Below are 18,866 nucleotides of genomic sequence, written 5' to 3' on the forward strand. Positions count from 1 at the left end.
GGGCGTGACGGACGCAGAAGATCCGCTGTGACCGTAGGTCTGCCAGTCCTACCCAGGGGCCGGGGATACTGGTCCGGTGAGTGCTTTGGGAGAGTTCCTGCAGAGCCGGCGCTCGCGGGTGCGGCCTGAGGATGTCGGGTTGCGCCCCGGGCGGGACCGCCGGGTCCACGGGCTGCGCCGGGAGGAGGTCGCGCTGCTGGCGAACGTCAGCGTCGACTACTACGTGCGGCTGGAGCAGGGGCGGGCCGGGAATCCTTCTACTGCTGTGCTCACGGCAGTCGCGGATGCGCTGCGGATGAACCGGACCGAGCGTGACCACCTCCGGCAGTTGGCGTGCGCGGCGCCGCCGGCCGCACCGGGGAAGAGCGCCGTACGTCCGCAGCTGCAGGCGATGATCGACGCGATGCGGGAGCTGCCGGCGATCGTGGTCGACCGGCTGAGCAATGTGCTGGCGTGGAATGCGGCGGCGTTGGAGGTGGTCGCGGACTTCACGGATCCGGGGCGGCGGAACCTGGCGCGGTTGTACTTCCTCGATCCGGTGTCGCGTGAGTACTACGCCGACTGGGAGGCGGTCGCGCAGGACGCTGTCGCGTTGCTGCGGAGGGCGTCCGCCGAGTACGCCGACGACACCGAACTGGCTGCGCTGGTGACGGAACTCCGTGCTGCCAGCCCGGACTTCGACCGCTTCTGGACCTCACAGGATGTCCAGGACCGCTCCCACTGCGCCAAGACCCTCAACCACCCGTCCGGCCAACTCACCTTCACCCTGGAGTCCCTACAACTCCCGGCCGACCCCGACCAACACGTCATCACCTACACCCCCGCCGACCCCACCACGAAAGCTTGGCTTGGATCAGCCGCCGTTCAGGGGGTCGTAGGCCGGGGTGAAGCGGAAGTACTGCCAGTCGCGGAAGGTGGTGGGGACTTTGCCTAGGGACTTGATGACGGTTTTGCCGCCTGCTGCGTGGCCGACGGCGTACAGGTAGCCCGTGTCGGTGTCCTTGTCGATGCCGAGCAGGAGTGACCCGTACTGGCCGCAAGGCGCGGAGACCAGCTGTTCGAAGACCTGCCAGCTGGAGGTCCGGACGGGGGTGATGATCGGCTTCAACGGGACGGTGACCGGGATCTTGACCGTGTAGAGACCACCGGCCCGGTTGTTGGCCAGGAACATGTCGTACGTCGGCGTCGCGGCGATCAGCGTGAACGACTTCATCGAGCTCATCCCGCTCACGTACCCGGTGTTCCGCAGCCCCTTCCCGACGTCCGTCCACCGCCCGAACAGCCCGTACTGATCCTGCTGGTACAGCATCGTCCGCGTCGGCTTGCTCCCGGCAGACGCCTTGTACTGCGACTGGATCAGGAACCGCCCACCCCACCCGTTACCGATCCGCTGGAACACCGGCGTCCCGACGACCTTCCCGTCGCGCCCGACGGTGTAGGTGCTCTGCATCAGGTAGCCGCTGCCCCACACCACCTTCCCGCTGCGCGTCGTCCGCCCGTTCCCGGCCGGTACGGCGGTGAACGACGTCGGCTGCCCGACGTTGTACGGCGTGTTGTACACGTTCGGCGTACTGACCACCGCGCCCGCGCCCGCCGACGTCAGCACCCGGCTGTTCACGCCGCTGATGTTCACGTCCAGCGACCCGAGCCCGAGCGCGCACGCCGCGGTCGCAGCCGCCTGCGCCTCCGGAGCGGCGACCGCGGGTGGGACCGCCGTACCCAACGAGAGCGCGAGCGCGCCGACACCGATTACCGTTCGGATCATGATTCTCCGTCCGCCGAGTCGTAGGACCTCTCAGAACACTTGATACCGGGCGGAGAGCAAAAGTTGCGCGTGGTGTCAGCTTGCCAGCTCTGCGTACGCGTTGACCAGAGTGGTGGCGTCTTGTTCCCAGTTGAGGGTTTTGGCGGCGGTGCGGACACCCTCGGTATAGGTGGGGTAGTCGTCGATGAGAGTCCGGACGGCAGCCGTCAGGGAGTGGGCGTTGCCGGGTTCGTACAGGGTGCCGAGAGTGTGTTCGGTGACCACCGCGCGAAGCTCCGGCAGGTCGGCGGCCACGACGGGAACCCCGGCGCGAACGGCGTGGAAGAGCTTGTTGGGGAGGGCAAGGCGATGGTTCTCGCAGGTGTTCGTCAGCGTCACCAACGAGATGCCGTACGTCCGCAGCGTGTCGTCGACCTCGTCGATGGACCGCTCCGGCACCGTCTCGACCGGCCCCAGGTCCAAGCGGTAGTTGGGATCCACCGACCCCATCAGGACCGTCCGGAACGGCGCCAGCTCACGAGCAGCCGCGACGACGGTCGACAGGTCCCGCCCGGCGCCGACGCGTCCGGCGTACAGCAGGCCCTCCGGCCGCGACGGAGCCGGCGGTACGTCGTCAGCGCGCGGGAACGTGTTCCGTACGACGCGCACATCCGGCAGCCCACGTGACCGCAGCCGCGCGGCGATCCCGTCCGACACCGTGAAGACGACCCGCGCGCGAGCCGCCAGCGACAGCTCGTACTTCCGCCCGCGCGCCCGCCACAACGGGGTCGGCCGCCCCGGCAGCGCCCGGTCGAACCACAGCTCGTGGCTGTCGTACACCAACGCCGCGGACCAGCGAGCGGCGTACTCCGCGGCGAGCTCCAGCGTGTTGAAGTCGTGCGCGTGCACGACGTCGACCGGACCGGCCGCGGCGACCCGAGGGGCCGCGGCGATCCGCCACTGCTTCTCGGTGCGGGACCGGTGCTCCGGTAGCAACAGCCACCGGCCGAACCGCTTGGCCAGCACCTTCGGCCCGGAATGCCCGTGGCCGACCGTCAGCCCGCCGCTCCCGGTCCGCAGACCGGAGGAGCGGGAGACGGACTCCACCGTGATCCCGGGCCCCACCTCGAAGCCTTCAGGAACGTCCCGGCCGATCACATGCAAGGTGTGACCGGCCGCGGCGAGCGCCGTCGCCTCCCGCAGGATCCGCGAGTCCCCGGCGATCGGGGACTGCGCGATCATCAGAATCCGCACTTACTCGCTCTCGTCCTCGCGAACCCACTCGTTCCGGACGAACGGCAGCAGCACCTCGACCGACTTCCGTCCGTCGTGCAGGTCGCGGACGAACGACGGCCCCGCGTCGGCGATCTTCCGGGCGGTGTCGCGCTCCGCGACGAGCCGCTCGATCACCTCCGCCAGGTCGTCCGGTGTCGCCTCGGCGATCGGCAGGTCGGTCGGCAGCAGGTCCCGGACCGGGTCCGCGATGTGCCCGACGGTGACCCGGCCGGCCGCCATCGCCTCGCACGCGAACACGCCGTACGAGCCGAGCAGCATCTGGTCGACCACGATGTCGGCGCTCTTCACCATCTCGGCCAGTTCCTTGTGCGGAACGTCCTGCACACGCTGGTACTTGATCAGTCCCCGCGCGTCCAGGTCCTTCAGCACCGGGTCGACGTACGCCGAGCCCTTCAACGCGCTCGCCGACGGTGCGTGCAGCACCACCGGGACCTCGCGCTCCAGCACCGGCTGGGTCGAGGCGAACGTGTCGATGTCGACGGTCAGCGGCAACCAGATGCCGTTGTCCACGAACTCCAGCAGGTCCGGCGTGGTGACGAAGACCGGACCGGCGCCGTTGTACCGGCGGAGGTGCCGGCGGACGTTGTTGTTCGCCGACTGCAGCCGCTGGGTGAGCTCGTCCTCCGGGTCCCGGAAGGGCGAGAACCGGTACTGGGCCCGGTGCTGCGCCGGGTCCCGGATCTCCGACCCGTGGAACACCAGGCCGTGCTTGATCCCGGCCTGGTCGAGCACCGGTACGTCGGCCGTCCACATGTCGCCGGGCAGCTGCCCGAACATCGGCCTGCCGGCCTCGAACAGGACGTGCGTGACCTCGCGCAACGCGTACGCCGTCAGCTCCAGCTGCCAGCGCAGGTCCGACCGGTACTGCTTGTACGTACCGGTCCGGTGCACGCGGAAGTCGAACGCGCCGCTGCCCGTGGTGAGCGACTCGGCCTTGACCTCCGGATGCGCACGCTCGAGCGCGGTCGCCCAGAGCCAGGCCTGGCCGGCGCTGTTGACCGGACCGAGCAGCAGGTGCGTCCCGGTCTTCTCGATCTTGCCGCCCGGCCGCCGGACCTCCAGCTGCTGCCCGGTCAGCTCGCCGTACAGCTCCCGCAGCTTGGCAGCCTGCCCGGCCCAGGACACCTCCTGCTGGTACGCCGGATCGGCGACCCGCTCGCGGTAGTCGTCCAGGTCGGTGAGCACGGTCCGGACCTTCGACGCCAGGTCGTGCGCGTCCTCCGCGACGAAGGCCTCTCCGATCCGCGTACGCCCGACGAAGTCCTTCATGCTCGGCATGTCGCTGACCACCACGGGCAGCCCGGCGAAGGCGTACTCGAACAGCTTGTTCGGCAACGCCATCTCGTGGCTCGGGTACCGCAGGATCGGGATCAGCCCGACGTCGGCGGTGCGCAGGAACGCCACCACCTCGTCCGGCTTCACCGGGTCCACGCAGTGCAGCCGGTCCTCGACGCCGAGCTCGGCGGCCTCCTTCTGCAGCGCCCGGACCGCGTCGTTCGCGACCGCGGGCACGCAGACGACGGCCAGGTGCACGTCCGGCAGGTCCACGAGCGCCTGGACGGCGGTGTGGATGCCGCGCGCCCGGGTGACGCCGCCGCTGTACACCAGCAGCGGTACGTCGGACCCGAGCCCGATCACGCTGCGGATGTCGGACACCTCGACCGACACGTCAGCGGGGTTCGGTGTGTTCATCACCACGGTCGGCAGGTGCGGCAGCTTGTGCTCGGCCTTGAGCCGGGTGGCGATCGCCGGGGAGACCGTGATCACCCGGTCGGCGTCGCCGATGTACTCCCGCTCGTGGTTCGCCCAGGCCGCGATCGAGCGCCGGGTCCGGGCGCCGTACTGCGACAACCCGGCGACGTACTCGTGCGCGTCGTACACGACCTTCAGGTTCCGGCCGCGCAGGCTCGCCCGGCCGGCGGCGCGGGCCGCGACACCGATGACGTGCATGTCGTGGGCGTGCACCACGTCCGGCTCGATCCGGTCGATCAGGTCGCCGAACGCGATCTCCAGGTCCAGCGCCTCGGGGTGCAGCTTGCGCCACGGTGCCGGCCAGGGCAGCCGGTGCAGGACACCGTCGTACGCCCGCCAACTGAACTTGAACGGGGCGTCCGCCTTGTTACCGACGCCCTTCCGCACCCAGGCGGCCCGCTCGGCCGCCTTCCAGCGCGCCCGGCGGAGCAGACGGGTAGCCACGCCGAGCTTGTACTTGATCGGGTTTCCCTGGCCCGCTTTGGCCCGTGCGATCGCGTGCCCGGAGTCGGCCTTGAGCTCCTTGAGCTCGGCCGCGATCCGCTGGCTACGCGCCACATAGGTCGCGCGGTACCGATAGCCCACCAACGGCGGCCGCCAGTTGCGGTGCGCCGTACGGCTTCGTTTCCGTTCCTCACGCAGTGCGTAGGGCACCGCCACCCGGACGATCAGCGCACCGTCGAGCATCTCTCTCGACGGGAGGCCATTGGCCGAGACCCCGAGCACAGTCACCTCTGCTCCGGTCTCGGCCAGTGCTGCGGCCTCCTTGCGGACCCGGCTGTCGTTGGTGACGTCGTTGGCGACCATCATCACGACCCGCAGGCCGGCATCTGTCACTGGCTGACCGACCTTCCGATCACAATCCGCCGCACACCGGCCCACTTGGCCGGGTCGGTGCGGTCACGACCGTCGACGAGCACCTTCACGCCCGGCAGGTCCGCCGGGCTCAGCTGCGCGTACTCCGCGTGATCCGCCTGCAGCACCGCCGCGTCCACCGGCGAGCCCAGCGCGTACGGCGTGAAGCCGAGCCCCTGGAGCTCCTCGTCGGTGTACATCGGGTCGTGCACGAAGACCTCCGCGCCGCGCGCCTTGAGCGCCTCCACGGCCGGGAACACGCCGGAGAAGGCAGTCTCCTTCACACCACCACGGTACGACGCGCCGAGCACGACGACCTTGGCGTTCTTCAGCTCGCCGAACGCGCCCTCGAGCAGGCCGATCGTGTAGTCCGGCATCCCGGCGTTCGCCTCGCGGGCGGCCCGGACGACGGTGGCCTCGGGGTCGGTGTACAGGTACAGCCGCGGGTACACCGGGATGCAGTGCCCGCCGACCGCGATCCCCGGCCGGTGGATGTGGCTGTACGGCTGCGAGTTCGACGCCTCGATGACCGCGTGCACGTCGATGCCGTTCTGTCCGGCGAACCGGGCGAACTGGTTCGCCAGGCCGATGTTCACGTCGCGGTACGTCGTCTCGGCCAGCTTCGCGAGCTCCGCCGCCTCGGCCGAGCCCAGGTCCCAGACGCCGTTCGCGCGCTGCAGGTCCGGGCGCTCGTCGAAGTCCAGCACGGCCTCGTAGAACGCGGTGGCGCGCTTCGCGCCCTCCTCGGACAGGCCGCCGACCAGCTTCGGGTACTTCCGCAGGTCCGCGAACACGCGACCGGTGAGCACCCGCTCCGGCGAGAACACCAGGTGGAAGTCGGTGCCCTCGGTGAGACCGGAGATCTCCTCGATCATCGGCTTCCAGCGGTTCCGGGTGGTGCCGACCGGCAGGGTGGTCTCGTAGCTGACCAGGGTCCCCGGGGTGAGGTGCTCGGCCAGCGAACGGGTCGCGTTCTCCATCCAGCCGAACTCGGGCTGCCCGGTCTTCTCGTCCACGAACAGCGGTACGACGACGACCACCGCGTCGCTGTTCGGGATGGCGTCCGCGTAGTCCGTGGTCGCCCGCAGGCGGCCGTCGGCCACGGTCTCGGCGAGCAGCTCCTGCAGGTGGGCCTCACCCGGGAACGGCTCCTGACCGGCGTTCACCAGCTCGACGAACTTCTCGTTGATGTCGACGCCGACGACCTGATGGCCCTTGGCCGCGAACTGGACCGCCAACGGCAGTCCGATCTTGCCTAAGGCAACAACACTGACACGCACAGCAACTCCACTAGGTAGTGATTCTTCATCGGGGGCCTCGGAGCAGGCGCTCCATCGGGTGCTCGACGAACTTGTAGAGCAGCGCCGAGGCGAAGATCGAAAGGGCGAGTACGCCGGCGTACCAGGTCAGGTTCGACCAGCCGATCGGTCCGGCGATGCCGTGGTACTCCTTGATCGCGTACAGGATGGTCGCGTGGACCAGGTAGAACGCGTACGACCACTGGCCGAGGGCGACCAGCGGCTTGCTGCGCAGCACTGACCGGCCGCCGCGGATGTCGCGGGCCGCGACCGCCAGGATCAGGAAGCCGTACAGCAGCGTGAGGATCTCCTTCTGGCACAACCCCATGGTGACAGCGCCCGGAAACTGCGTCGGGTGCGAGCCGGAGTACCAGAGCACGTACAGGCCACCGCCGGTGACCAGGAACGCGAACCACACCGGGATCCGTGGCTTCCACCCGGACCGGAGCGCGATCGCCAGACCGATACCGAACAAGAACGCCACCGAGTGCAGCACCGGCTGCGGCAGGATCGGTATCTGGGTCTTGTAGTGGAACAGCGCCAGCCGATAAGCGCCGCTGAGCACGACCACGACGACGCAGAGGATCAGGCCGCCGGCCGTCTTCAGCTTTCGCGTGGCCCGCCAGACGAACGGGAAGTACGCGTAGAAGAACGCCTCGACCGACAGCGTCCAGCCTGCCGGGTTACCGCCGTACAGGATGTTCGGGTTGTTCGACCAGCCGTGCAGCAGCAGCGCCGACAGCACCAGCACGGTGACCGAGATCGGCTTGATCCAGGCCATCCCGGCCGGCGGGTCGACCCGGTAGAAGACGAAGAACGCCGCCACCAGCGTCAGGATGTACAGCGGGAAGATGCGGGCGAACCGGCGCCGGTAGAACGTCCGGATCTTCGTCCCCGGCTGCGCCGACCAGGTCAGCACGAACCCGGACAGCACGAAGAAGAACGTCACGCCGGAGGTGCCGTACTTCAGGAAGTCGAAGATCGGCAGCGGCGCCAGCTGGGTCATGTGATGGCAGAACACGAAGAAGGCCGCCCACCAGCGAAGACCGGTGAGCGACTCGACTCGTGGCAGGCGTCCGTTGGAACGCGGCGGGCCCACGTCCGCTGCGGACGGACTGACAGGCGCGCCGGGAGACGGGGTCGGGACAGCAACCGACCCAGGGGCGTCCTGGGTCGGCTGTGTCTGGTTCTCTTCGGCGGCCTTCGTCATATGGTTACTCCGCGAGAGTGGCGACGACACGCTCTGCAGCGTGACCGTCGCCGTACGGCATTGGGCGTCCCCCCGTGGGAGCCGGCCGTGCAGCCAACTCGGGCAGCTTACTCACGTCGGATGTCAATACGTTCCATCCGTCCGCGACCGTCTCTACCCATTCGGTCTCGGTGCGCAGTGTGGTGCACACCCGGCCGAGCAGGAAGGCCTCCTTCTGGAGACCGCCGGAGTCGGTCACCACACCGGCCGAGCCGAGCACGGCCTGGACCATCTCCGGGTACGCCAGCGGCTCCCGGACGTGCAGCGACCCGTCCGGACGCTCCAGCTTGATGCCGTGCTCCGCGCACTTCGCGACCAGTCGCGGGTGGGCCAGCAGCAGGACCGGCGTACCGGCCGCGGCGAGACCGTCGACGATCGCGGCCAGCCGCTCCGGGTCGTCGGTGTTCTCGGCCCGGTGGATCGTCGAGACGACGTACTCGCCCTGCTTGAACGGACCGTCCAGCGGCTTGCCCTCGACGGCGTCCCGCACCCGGAAGCACACGTCGGTCATGACGTCGCCGACCAGCCGCGACTTGTCCTTCAGGCCCTCGTTGGCCAGGTGGTCCATCGCCACCTGGGTGGGGGCCAGCAGAAGGTCCGCCGCGTGGTCGGTCAGCACCCGGTTGTGCTCCTCCGGCATCAGCCGGTTGAACGAGCGCAGCCCGGCCTCCAGGTGCGCGACCGGCAGGTGCATCTTGACCGCGGACAGCGTGCCGGCGAGCGTCGAGTTGGTGTCGCCGTAGACCAGCACCCAGTCCGGCTTGTGCTCGTCCAGGACGGCGTCCATCGCGGCCAGCATCGCGCCGGTCTGGACACCGTGGCTACCGGACCCGACGCCCAGGTGGACGTCCGGGTCCGGGATCCGCAGGTCGGCGAAGAACACGTCGGACATGTTCTTGTCGTAGTGCTGCCCGGTGTGCACGATCACGTGCTGGTGCTCGGTCGCGGCGAACGCCTCCGCCACCGGCGCCAGCTTCACGAACTGCGGGCGCGCACCGACAACGCTGAGGACCTTCATCGACTAGCTCTCCCCGGCGATGGCGACGGTCCGGTCCTCGGAGGCCGACTGCAGGACGGCCTCGGCCACCTTGACGGTGGTCAGACCCTGCTGCAGCGTGACGATGTCCGCCTCCTTGCCGAGCACCGCGTCGCGGAACTGCTCGTGCTCGGTCTTCAGCGGCTCGGGCTTGCTGATCGCGTACCGGACCATGTCGCCCTCGCTGACACCGCGGAAGTGCGCGACGTCGTCCCAGGCGGTCTGCACGGTGCCGTTGGCGTGGAAGGTCAGGTCGGCGGTCAGGGTGTCGGCGATGAACGCGCCCTTCTCACCGGTGACGACGGTGAGCCGCTCCTTCATCGGGGACAGCCAGTTGACCAGGTGGCTGGTCACGGTGCCGTTGGCCAGCTTGCCGGTCACCGCGATCAGGTCCTCGTACTGCCGGCCGGACTTGTGGGCGCTCTGCGCGGCCACCGTGACGAACGGCGACTGCGTCACCCACGCGGTCAGGTCGATGTCGTGGGTGGCCAGGTCCAGCACCACGCCGACGTCGGCGATCCGGGCCGGGAACGGGCCCTGGCGGCGGGTGGTGATCTGGTAGATGTCGCCCAGCTCGCCGGCCTCCAGCCGCACCCGCAGCGCCTGCAGCGCCGGGTTGTACCGCTCGATGTGACCGACCGCGCCGACCAGGCCGGCCGCCTCGAACGCCTTCGCGATCTCGGTCGCCTCGGCCGACGACCCGGCCAGCGGCTTCTCGATCATCGCGTGCACGCCGGCCTCGGCCAGCGCCTTCGCGATCTCGGCGTGGTACTGCGTCGGTACGGCGACCATGCAGTAGTCGAGCTTCTCGGCGATCAGCTGCTCGATGTTCTCGTGCACCGGACGACCGCCGGCGACACCGAACTTGTCACCGCCCGGGTCGGCGACCGCGACCAGGTCGACGCCCTCGAGGGACGCCAGGACGCGGGCGTGGTGCCGCCCCATCATGCCCAGGCCGATCAGGCCCGCACGCAGGTTCGCCATGCTCACGCACCCGCCTTCGCCACGGTGTTCACCGCGGCCACGATCCGGTTCAGGTCGTCCTCGGACAGCGAGGGGTGGACCGGCAGCGAGAGCACCTCGGCCGCGGCCTTCTCGGTCTCCGGCAGGTCCAGCTCGCGCTGGAACGACGGGAGCCGGTGGTTCGGGATCGGGTAGTACACGCCGCAGCCGACGCCGTACTCCGTGCGCAGCGCGTTCGCGAAGCCGTCCCGGTCGTCGGTCACGCGGATCGTGTACTGGTGGTACACGTGGGTCGCCTCGGCGGCCACCGCCGGGACGCCGACGCCCTGCAGGTTCGCGTCCAGGAAGGCCGCGTTCTCCTGCCGCTGCTTCGTCCAGCCGCCGACCTTGGTCAGCTGCACCCGGCCGATGGCGGCGTGCAGGTCGGTCATCCGGTTGTTCAGGCCGACGACCTCGTTCTCGTACTGCTTGAGCATGCCCTGGTTGCGGAACAGCCGCATCCGGCGCTCGAGGTCGGCGTTCGCGACCGAGTTCATGCCGCCTTCACCGGAGGTCATGTTCTTGGTCGGGTACAGGCTGAACATCGCGAACTCGCCGAAGGTGCCCACCGGGGCGCCGTTCCAGGTCGCACCGTGCGCCTGCGCGGCGTCCTCGTAGATCTGGATGCCGTGCTTGTCGGCGACCGCCTGGAGCGCGGTCATGTTCGCCGGGTGACCGAACAGGTGCACCGGCATGACGGCCTTGGTCTTCTCGGTGATCGCGGCCTCGACCGCGGCCGGGTCCAGGCAGAAGTACGTCGGCTCGATGTCGACGAACACCGGGTTCGCCCCGGTCAGCGCGACGCTGTTCGCGGTCGCGGCGAAGGTGAAGGACGGGACGATGACCTCGTCACCCGGGCCGACACCGGCGGCCAGCAGGCCGAGGTGCAGACCGGAGGTCCCGGAGTTGGTCGCGACGCACGCCCGGCCGGAGACCAGCGCTGCGCCGAACTCCTGCTCGAACGCCGCAACCTCGGGGCCCTGCGCCAGCATCCCGGACTGCATGACCCGGTCGACGGCTTCGCGCTCCTCCTTCCCGATGATCGGCTTCGCGGCCGGAATCGGCTGCACCATCAGTTCTCCTCCTGAGTTTCGTCGGCCGGCCGCAGCCGTCCGTCGGTTTCGATGTACATCTCGCCCGTGTTCGGGCACTTCCACTCGCCGTCCCCGACGTCGAGCAGCGGAACCCCGGCCTTGCCGACCCACTTGAGCCGGCGCGCCGGGACCCCGGCGACCAGCGCGAAGTCTGGCACGTCCTTGGTCACGACCGCACCCGCGGCGACGGTGGCCCAGCGGCCGATGGTGACCGGGGCCACGCACACGCTGCGCGCACCGAGCGAGCAGCCTTCCTTCATCGTCACCCCGACCGGTTCCCAGTCGTGCCCGCTCTTCGGCGACCCGTCCGGGTTCACCGCGCGCGGGAAGTAGTCGTTGGTGAGCACCACCGCCGGGCCGATGAACACGCCGTCCTCGAGGGACGCGGGCTCGTACACCAGCGCGTAGTTCTGGATCTTGCAGTTGTCGCCCATCCGGACCCCGGTCCCGACGTAGGCGCCGCGGCCGACGATGCAGTTCTTGCCGAGGACCGCGTTCTCGCGGATCTGGGCCAGGTGCCAGACCGACGAACCGTCGCCGATCCGGGCGCTGTCGTCGACGTCGGCGGAGGGCGCGATGCGGGACGTCACAGGGTCTCCTTCGTGATGAGCCAACTTCTCAGTACTTCGGCCGAGCGGCGTCCGTCGTGCAGCTCGGTCACGAAACCGGGGCCGGCGGCGGCCCGCTCGGCAGCGGTGTCACGGTCGGCGATCAGGCCGCCGAGGACATCACCCAGGGTGCCGGGATCCGCCTCGACGATCGGTATCTCTCGCCCAGTCAGAGTACGCACCCGCCGGCGCACCTCGTCACCGACGTACGAAACCACGATCCGCCCGGCGGCCAGGGCTTCCGCGGCCGCCACGCCGTACAGGCCTATGTGCAGCTGGTCGACGACGATGTCCGCGTCGCCGATCACCGCCGGCATGTCCTGGTGCTGGACGCCGGTGATCCGCCGGTACTCGACCAGGCCGCGGTCCTGGAGATCGCCGAGGATCTCGTCGATCTCCTGTGTGCCTTTGAGTTTCGCGTTCGACGGGACGTGCGCGACGACCGGTTTCGCCGTACTGAACAAGGGCCGTGCGGCGCGCTGCCACGGCGCCGGGTCGATCGCGACCGGCAGCCACTGGGCGTTCGGTACGTCGTCCAGCAGGTCGACCGTGGACACGAAGACGGGGAGGCCCAACGATTCCACCAGCTCGGCGTGCCGGCGGGCCTGCGGCTCGAGCCGCTCGGTCAGGTCGTCGCCCGGGGCGAACGGCGACCAGCGCTCACGCTTCGCGTGCCGGCTGGGCAGGCGGATGTCCGAGCCGTGGAAGAGCAGCGCGACGTTCACGCCCTTGCCGAGCAGCTCCTCGATGTCGGGCTGCGCGTCGGCGTACCCGCGGGCGCCGAACAGCGGGCGCAGCGACTCGACCATCACGTGCGTGTACTGCGCGACGTACTGCTGCTGGGCGCGCTGCCAGCGCGGCTGGCCGAACCACGCCAGCGGTACGCCGTAGTCGTCGGCGAACTGGAAGCGGCCCTTGCGGTGAAAGGCGAACGTGACGGCGGCGACGTCCGGCAGGGTGTTCGCGGCCTGTGCCCAGGCGTGCCCCTGCCCGGCGGAGTTGGTCGGTCCGACCAGCATCCGCACCGGCGTCGTCGGTACCGGCGGGAAGGCCGGCAGCTGCGCGAACGAGTACCGCACGCCCCGCAGGCGCCGCCGGACCGCTCCCGCGGTCCGGGCCAGTGGCGCCGGCAGGTGCTCGCGGATCGCACGCGTCACCGTCACTGTGTCATCCATTACCTGCTGGGGCCTTCATCATGTCGAGCTCACGGCGGGCGGCCGGCAGACCGAGCACGACTGGGGTGCTGGCCTTGCGCTGACCGAGGTTCCAGCCGGCCCAGATCGCGCCGGCGTCCAGCGCGATCACGACGTCCGCCCGGTCGATGGTCGCCAGCACGTCACGACGGCTGAGGACGCGCTCCCAGTAGTTCTTGCCGAGGTCGCTGGTGGCGCGCTGACCACGCAGGAACTTCACCGGCGCCGAACCCTTGATTGCCGGCGGCAACATCCTGCCGGCCACCTTGCGAGCCTTCCGCGCCCGCCACTCCACAGCCTTCACCACGCGCTTCGCCCCAGTAGGCCGCGGCTTCGCCGCAGCCGGCCTGCTCGCCGCGGCCGGGGGTGGAGGCGGGGCGGGCGCCTCCTCGGCGGAGGCTGCCACCTGGGAGGCGGCCGGGGCGACCTTTGCCTCGTCCTCGACGACGGTTTCCGGGGCGGCGACCGCCTCGGGGGCGATGACGGCGTCGGGGGCCTCGTCGGTCGGCTCGGTGCTGGGCTCCGGCTCGGGGGCCGGGGCGGCCGGCATCCGACCGGGGCCGATGAGCGTGAACGTGTTGACCTTGTCGGCGACCCACGCCGACGGAGCGACCCAGCCGACCACGTCGATCGTGATGTCCTGGTCACCGAGGTCCTCGCGGACCTGGTCGAAGTACGTCGGCGGCAGCCGCCGCGTCGACAGCAGTACGACGTTACTCATGCGGCGACTCCCTTCACACTCGCGGCCAGCGACTCGATCCGCGGATCGAGCTGCAGGTCCCGCCGGTACGACGCACCGAACTCGCGCGCCTTCGCGCGGATACCCTCATCAGCCGTCCTGGCAGCGTGCGCCGCCTCGATCAGTGCCGCGGCGATCGCCTCCGGCGTCACGTCGCTCACCGGGAACCACAACGGATGCCCGCGCAGTACGTCGGACGCCGCGTTCTCCGGGTCGTGCACCGACACCACCGGCAGGCCGGTCGCGAGGTACTCGAACACCTTCCCGCTGGTGACGTACCGCCCCTTGCCCAGCATCAGCAGCTGCGCGTCGAACTCGTCGTACGCCTTCGCGATCTCGGCCTTGCCGACCGGGCCCTCGTAGCTGACCCCGGCATCCGCGGCGGCGTTGATCGTGGCGAGCATGTCCGCCCGCGGCTGGGCGTAGTACCCCAGGTACCCGTGGATCTTGGCCTTCGCGCCGGCCAGCTCCTCGGACTGCTCCTTCGCGAGCTGCCAGCCCTCGACGAACTCCTTCAGCGGCACCTTCGGCGACACGGTCCCGACGTACCCGAAGACCAGCGGGCGATCGGTGACCGCGCCGCGGTCCTGCGTGTCCGGCACCAGGTCCGGGTCGAACCCGTTGGCGACCGTGTGCATCTTCGACGCCTGCGCCGGGTAGAGCTTCTCGTGCCACTCCTTGATCGGGTCGTTCACGAACCAGACCTCGCGAGCGGACTCGACCAGCTTCTTCTCCCAGCGGGCGGCGCGGCTGTTCGGCTCGTGCAGCCGGTCACCGGTGAAGACGTCCAGCAGCCACGCGTCGCGGTAGTCCATCACGTACGGCACCTGGAACTTCTTGTGCAGGTGGTACGCCGCCGTGAACGCGACGTGCGGGTTGGCCGTGGCGACCGTCAGGTCGACCTTGTGCGCGCGGTGGATCCGCTCGGCGGCCTTCTCGATCACCGAGCGCCAGGGGCCGTACCCGCTCTCCGGGAACGGGATCTGGTCCTGCTTGGTGCGCCACTTGGCCCAGAGCTTCGGGTTCGAGGCGCGGCGCTTGGACCAGCGCCGCAGGTCGGCCTCCAGGATCGGCCACTCGAACGGCACCCGGACGACCTCGACGGACGGGTCGACCCGTTCCTCGAGGGTCAGGTCCGCACCGGTGAACCGGAAGAACGTGTCGCGGTCGGCCGTCAGCACGGTCACCTTCCAGCCGAGCGCGGCGAACCGGTTGGCCGTGGCCAGTGCCCGGTAGACACCGCCGCCCCGGCAGGGCGGGAAGCCCCAGGCGACGTACAACAGGTGTGGGCGGTCGGTCATGCAGTTCCTCTTAGCAAATTGAGAATTGCGTCGGCCAGGTCGTCGTACGGCGTGTTCGTGGGCAGGTTCGTGCTCGCCCACTGCAGCGCGTGGTCGCGCAGCTTCTCCAGCTCACCGGGGTCCGCGGACCAGCGCCGCAGGGTCTCGGACGCCTCCGCCACCGAGTCCACCAGGACTCCGCCACCGGACTCCTCGATCACCTTCGACTGCCGGGGCAGCCGGGTGGACAGCACGGGAAGGCCGCTGGCGAGGTACTCGTAGATCTTCGACGGCATCGCCTCGATGAACGCCGGGGTCGGCTGCAGCATGGCGAGGCTCGCCCAGGCGCCGTGTGCGATCCGCCACGCGTCGGCGGGTGGCTGGCGCCCGTGCAACCGGACCCGGCCGTCCAGGTCGGGCTGAGCGATCCGGGCCTCGATCCGGTCCCGGTCCGACGGTGCGACCGGGCCGACCAGGTCGAGAGACCACTCCGGCGCCGCGGCGACGGTCTCGACCATGTCGAACAGTCCACGGCTGGTGCGCAGGTCCCCGACGTACACCGCGCGCGGGGTGCCGGTCGGCGGGGACGGGGCCAGGAAGCCGTGGTCGGGCAGGTTCTGCACCACCAGGCGGTGCTTCGCCTGGTGCGGTGCGAGATGCGAGTCGGCGACCACCGTCAGGTCGGCGCCCGCGGCCAGCTTCGACCCCGCGCGGACGATCAGCCGGGCCGGCAAGCCGGCCGGACCCTTCGCCCAGGCGCGGTCGGCCAGCAGCCGCTCGTAGTCCTCGTGCACGTCGACGACCAGCTTGCGCCGCCGGAGCGCGGTGACCAGCCGGGTGACCGGGATCATGTCCGGGTCGACGGTCATGACGACCTTCGCGCTGGTCCGCCACGGCAGTACGGCGGTCCGGGCCAGGCGCTGCACCAGGTTGCCGCGCGGTCCGGAGTGCACGGTCGCACCGGCCGGACCGCCGTCCGCATCGCCGAGGCCCCACAGCTCGACCGTGAGGTCGCGGTGCTGCAGGGCCGCGGTGATCTTGTGCAGGCGCGCATCGGCCACGTCGTGGCCGGTCGTGATGATCCCCACGTCCGGCGCCGTACTGCGTGACATCGCCTCAGAGGTCCTCGAGTGAGACTGCTTCTGCTTCCCCGACCTGCAGGAACTTCGTGTAGGCCTGGATGACCTCGTTGGGCTCGCCGCGCATCATCAGCTTGCCCTTGTGCAGCCAGATGCAGTCGTTGCACATCTCGCGGACACTGCTCATCGCGTGGCTGACCAGGAACATCGTCCGGCTGTTCGTGACCAGCTCCGACATCTTCGCGGCGGCCTTGGTCTTGAACGACGCGTCACCGGCGGACAGCGCCTCGTCGATCAGCAGGATGTCCGGGTCCATGTGCACCGCGACCGAGAACGCCAGCCGGCTGAACATGCCGGACGAGTAGGTCCGCATCGGCATCTCCATGAAGTCGCCGAGCTCGGCGAATTCGGCGATCTCCTCGTACCGGGCCTCGATCTCCTTGCGGCTCAGGCCGGCCGCCAGCCCACCGAGGACCACGTTCTCCTTGCCGGACAGCGCGGCGTTGAAGCCGACACCCAGCGACAGCAGCGTGGAGACCCGGCCGTGTACCTCGATCCGGCCCGAGGTCGGCGGCAGGATGCCGGCGATCGAACGCATCAGCGTCGACTTGCCGGCACCGTTCGCGCCGATGATGCCGATCGTGGTGCCGTGGTTGACGTCGAACGACACGTGCTGGACGGCCTCGACCTCGCGGACCGCGCGCTCGCCGCGGCCGAGCCGGACGATCGCGCTCTTGAAGGTCGGGACCCGCTCGAACGTGGTCCGGTAGGTGATCGACACGTCCTGCACCTTGACGGCGGGCATGGAGGACGGGGTCTTCTGCATCGGCTTCTTCTCGGTCTCAGAGACGGACAACGAAATCACGCTCCCTCGACATGAAGAACAAAGAACCCACGACGAAGGCCAGCACCGCCCAGAACGCACCGGCGATCCACAGCTGCATGGGCGGGATGTGTCCCTTGACCAGCAGGTCGGTCCAGCCGCCGAGCAGCGGGTACAGCGGGTTGTACTGGATGAAGCCCTTGAACCTCGGCGGAGCCTGCTCGATGAACCACAGCACCGGGGACATGTACAGCCAGATCCGCACGAAGTACGGCAGGAAGCTCGCGGTGTCCCGGAAGTACACCTGCAGGGCGGCGAAGATCATCCCCATGCCGGCGGCGAACACCGTCAGCATGACCAGGAAGACCGGAGCCAGCAGCATCTGCCAGCGCAGTTTCTGGCCCATCAGCACGTGGATGACGAGGTAGACCAGCAGGGTCGGCACGAACCGGAAGAACGCGGTCCGCACCGCCGACAGCGGCAGCAGCATCCGCGGGAACGACTGGTTCATCAGCAGCTTGCCGCCGCCGACCACGCTGGCCGCCCCGGCCGTCATCGCACCGGAGAAGTAATAGAAGGCGAACAGGCCGCCGCACATGTGAGCGAACCGCAGTCCTGCGTCGACCCGGGCACCGCCACCGGCGATGATGTCGGTCAGCAGGTAGTACACCAGGGCGAGGAGCAGCGGGTTCAGCACCAGCCACACCTGGCCGAAGAAGGTGTTCGTGTGCGCACCCCGGATGTTCGTCCGGGACATCTCCGCCGCGAACTCCCGTCGCTGCCAGAGCGCCTTGAAGTACGGGCGCAGAGCCGGCAGTCCGACCTTGTGCGGTTCGTACACATGCACCGACGGGTTGAACTCCTCGTCGACGCTAGTCGCGTTCATGCAGGCGATGCCTCTCTCTGCCGGAAATTGGATCCACGATGGCCGATCACCTGGGTTTCGGCGGACACCGCACGGGGTACGGCGGCGGCCCACGCAGACCGGGAAGCAGAGTAGCGGATCCGCTCGGACGCCGACGACACAGCGGTCCTCCTTAGTGAGCAACGACGTACGGACGGCTACCGAACGTCGTGCCCCGCTGCATCCACAACACCTGCGTCGTCCTTCGCCGATCGTTATCCGGAATATACATTTGACAGCCAGCGACGGCCAAAACGCCTTCCAGGCAAGTCAAATCGCGGTCAAATCATCAGGTACGACGCTACGCTCCGGCGCGAAGTTGGCGTGACGCGGCACACCAGTTCAGTGGCAGGACCCCGAGAGCCGCGGACGTGGGCCGGACGTATCGCGCAACAGCACGTCCGGAGTCGCCGTGAACAGCCTCACCGTCCACGGAGCACCCGTCGGCAGCTCCCGGGGTTCCACCATCGATCCGGGCCCTTGTCCGCGCTGGGCGGTCGCGAACGGTGGCACCGGATCCTTCGGCGCGATGACCAGGGCGGCGGTCATCGGCCTCTCGGGGCCGACAGCGGAGGACAGCGCTACGCGGGATCCCTGCAAAGATGCCTTCGCGCTGGGGGCGGCATACCGGACACGACGGGCGGCTGCACACGGCGGAACCGGTCGCATCGGGCACTCCTCCTCAATCGGCCTCACGATGGGAGATGCCACAGTTTGTACACCCTCCGGCACAGCCGGTGATGGCACGGAAGTGCGAGGGCACCGATGCGCCGGATCGAGATCCAACCGAAACCGGGGTCGCTGACGGGACAGCCGGCACGGGCCAGAATTGGAACAGCAGCCCGGCGGCGCTCAGGTGGTCCGTCGCCGGGCTGCTGGACCTCAATTCTCGCTCACGACCGCGCGGAAATGGT

16 protein-coding genes are annotated in these 18,866 nt (G+C 69.4%); 1 reads left to right on the plus strand and 15 read right to left on the minus strand.

Annotation, left to right across the window (positions count from 1 at the left end; translation table 11 throughout):
- Positions 1–76: 76 nt before the first annotated feature.
- On the plus strand, positions 77–934 hold the full coding sequence (locus AB0M51_RS29190; RefSeq protein ID WP_344189374.1) for a helix-turn-helix transcriptional regulator: 858 nt from the start codon (positions 77–79) through the stop codon (positions 932–934).
- Here the strand turns inward: AB0M51_RS29190 and AB0M51_RS29195 are convergent.
- The 15 genes from AB0M51_RS29195 to AB0M51_RS29265 all read right to left on the minus strand — a co-directional run bounded on the left by AB0M51_RS29195 (position 854) and on the right by AB0M51_RS29265 (position 17,934).
- Positions 854–1,765, minus strand: a complete 912-nt coding sequence (locus AB0M51_RS29195) for a hypothetical protein (RefSeq protein WP_344189372.1) — start codon at positions 1,763–1,765, stop codon at positions 854–856. The genes AB0M51_RS29190 and AB0M51_RS29195 overlap by 81 nt on opposite strands.
- Before the next feature lie 75 nt (positions 1,766–1,840).
- Positions 1,841–2,998, minus strand: coding sequence for a glycosyltransferase (locus AB0M51_RS29200; protein ID WP_344189370.1), 1,158 nt, complete (start codon positions 2,996–2,998; stop codon positions 1,841–1,843).
- The gene (locus tag AB0M51_RS29205) at positions 2,999–5,629 is read right to left on the minus strand and encodes a glycosyltransferase (protein ID WP_344189368.1); all 2,631 of its coding nucleotides are present in this window, start codon (positions 5,627–5,629) and stop codon (positions 2,999–3,001) included.
- On the minus strand, positions 5,626–6,927 hold the full coding sequence (locus AB0M51_RS29210; protein ID WP_344189366.1) for a nucleotide sugar dehydrogenase: 1,302 nt from the start codon (positions 6,925–6,927) through the stop codon (positions 5,626–5,628). Before AB0M51_RS29210 ends, AB0M51_RS29205 begins: the two co-directional genes overlap by 4 nt.
- 25 nt (positions 6,928–6,952) lie before the next feature.
- Positions 6,953–8,155, minus strand: coding sequence for an acyltransferase (locus tag AB0M51_RS29215; protein ID WP_344189364.1), 1,203 nt, complete (start codon positions 8,153–8,155; stop codon positions 6,953–6,955).
- Between the two features lie 4 nt (positions 8,156–8,159).
- Entirely contained in the window at positions 8,160–9,212 is a 1,053-nt protein-coding gene (gene wecB, locus AB0M51_RS29220; protein ID WP_344189362.1) for a UDP-N-acetylglucosamine 2-epimerase (non-hydrolyzing), read from the minus strand.
- A gap of 3 nt (positions 9,213–9,215) precedes the next feature.
- Positions 9,216–10,214 carry a Gfo/Idh/MocA family oxidoreductase gene (locus tag AB0M51_RS29225; RefSeq protein WP_344189360.1) on the minus strand — a complete coding sequence of 333 codons (999 nt, stop codon included), beginning with the start codon at positions 10,212–10,214 and terminating at the stop codon, positions 9,216–9,218.
- Positions 10,215–10,216: 2 nt separating this feature from the next.
- Positions 10,217–11,308: a DegT/DnrJ/EryC1/StrS family aminotransferase gene (locus AB0M51_RS29230; RefSeq protein ID WP_344189604.1), complete on the minus strand. Its 1,092-nt coding sequence runs from the start codon at positions 11,306–11,308 to the stop codon at positions 10,217–10,219.
- Entirely contained in the window at positions 11,305–11,940 is a 636-nt protein-coding gene (locus AB0M51_RS29235) for an acyltransferase (RefSeq protein WP_344189358.1), read from the minus strand. Before AB0M51_RS29235 ends, AB0M51_RS29230 begins: the two co-directional genes overlap by 4 nt.
- Positions 11,913–13,097: a hypothetical protein gene (locus tag AB0M51_RS29240; protein WP_344189356.1), complete on the minus strand. Its 1,185-nt coding sequence runs from the start codon at positions 13,095–13,097 to the stop codon at positions 11,913–11,915. Before AB0M51_RS29240 ends, AB0M51_RS29235 begins: the two co-directional genes overlap by 28 nt.
- A gap of 4 nt (positions 13,098–13,101) precedes the next feature.
- Positions 13,102–13,848, minus strand: a complete 747-nt coding sequence (locus AB0M51_RS29245; RefSeq protein ID WP_344189354.1) for a hypothetical protein — start codon at positions 13,846–13,848, stop codon at positions 13,102–13,104.
- Complete coding sequence (locus tag AB0M51_RS29250) at positions 13,845–15,167, minus strand: glycosyltransferase (protein ID WP_344189352.1); 1,323 nt, start codon at positions 15,165–15,167, stop codon at positions 13,845–13,847. The genes AB0M51_RS29245 and AB0M51_RS29250 overlap by 4 nt, the downstream gene beginning before the upstream one ends.
- Positions 15,164–16,258, minus strand: coding sequence for a glycosyltransferase (locus AB0M51_RS29255; protein ID WP_344189350.1), 1,095 nt, complete (start codon positions 16,256–16,258; stop codon positions 15,164–15,166). The genes AB0M51_RS29250 and AB0M51_RS29255 overlap by 4 nt, the downstream gene beginning before the upstream one ends.
- Before the next feature lie 4 nt (positions 16,259–16,262).
- Positions 16,263–17,081: an ABC transporter ATP-binding protein gene (locus AB0M51_RS29260; protein ID WP_344189348.1), complete on the minus strand. Its 819-nt coding sequence runs from the start codon at positions 17,079–17,081 to the stop codon at positions 16,263–16,265.
- Positions 17,068–17,934 carry an ABC transporter permease gene (locus tag AB0M51_RS29265; protein WP_344189346.1) on the minus strand — a complete coding sequence of 289 codons (867 nt, stop codon included), beginning with the start codon at positions 17,932–17,934 and terminating at the stop codon, positions 17,068–17,070. Before AB0M51_RS29265 ends, AB0M51_RS29260 begins: the two co-directional genes overlap by 14 nt.
- Positions 17,935–18,866 lie beyond the last annotated feature (932 nt).

Origin of the sequence: Kribbella sp. NPDC051137 (assembly GCF_040682535.1) — a bacterium.
GTDB lineage: Bacteria > Actinomycetota > Actinomycetes > Propionibacteriales > Kribbellaceae > Kribbella > Kribbella karoonensis.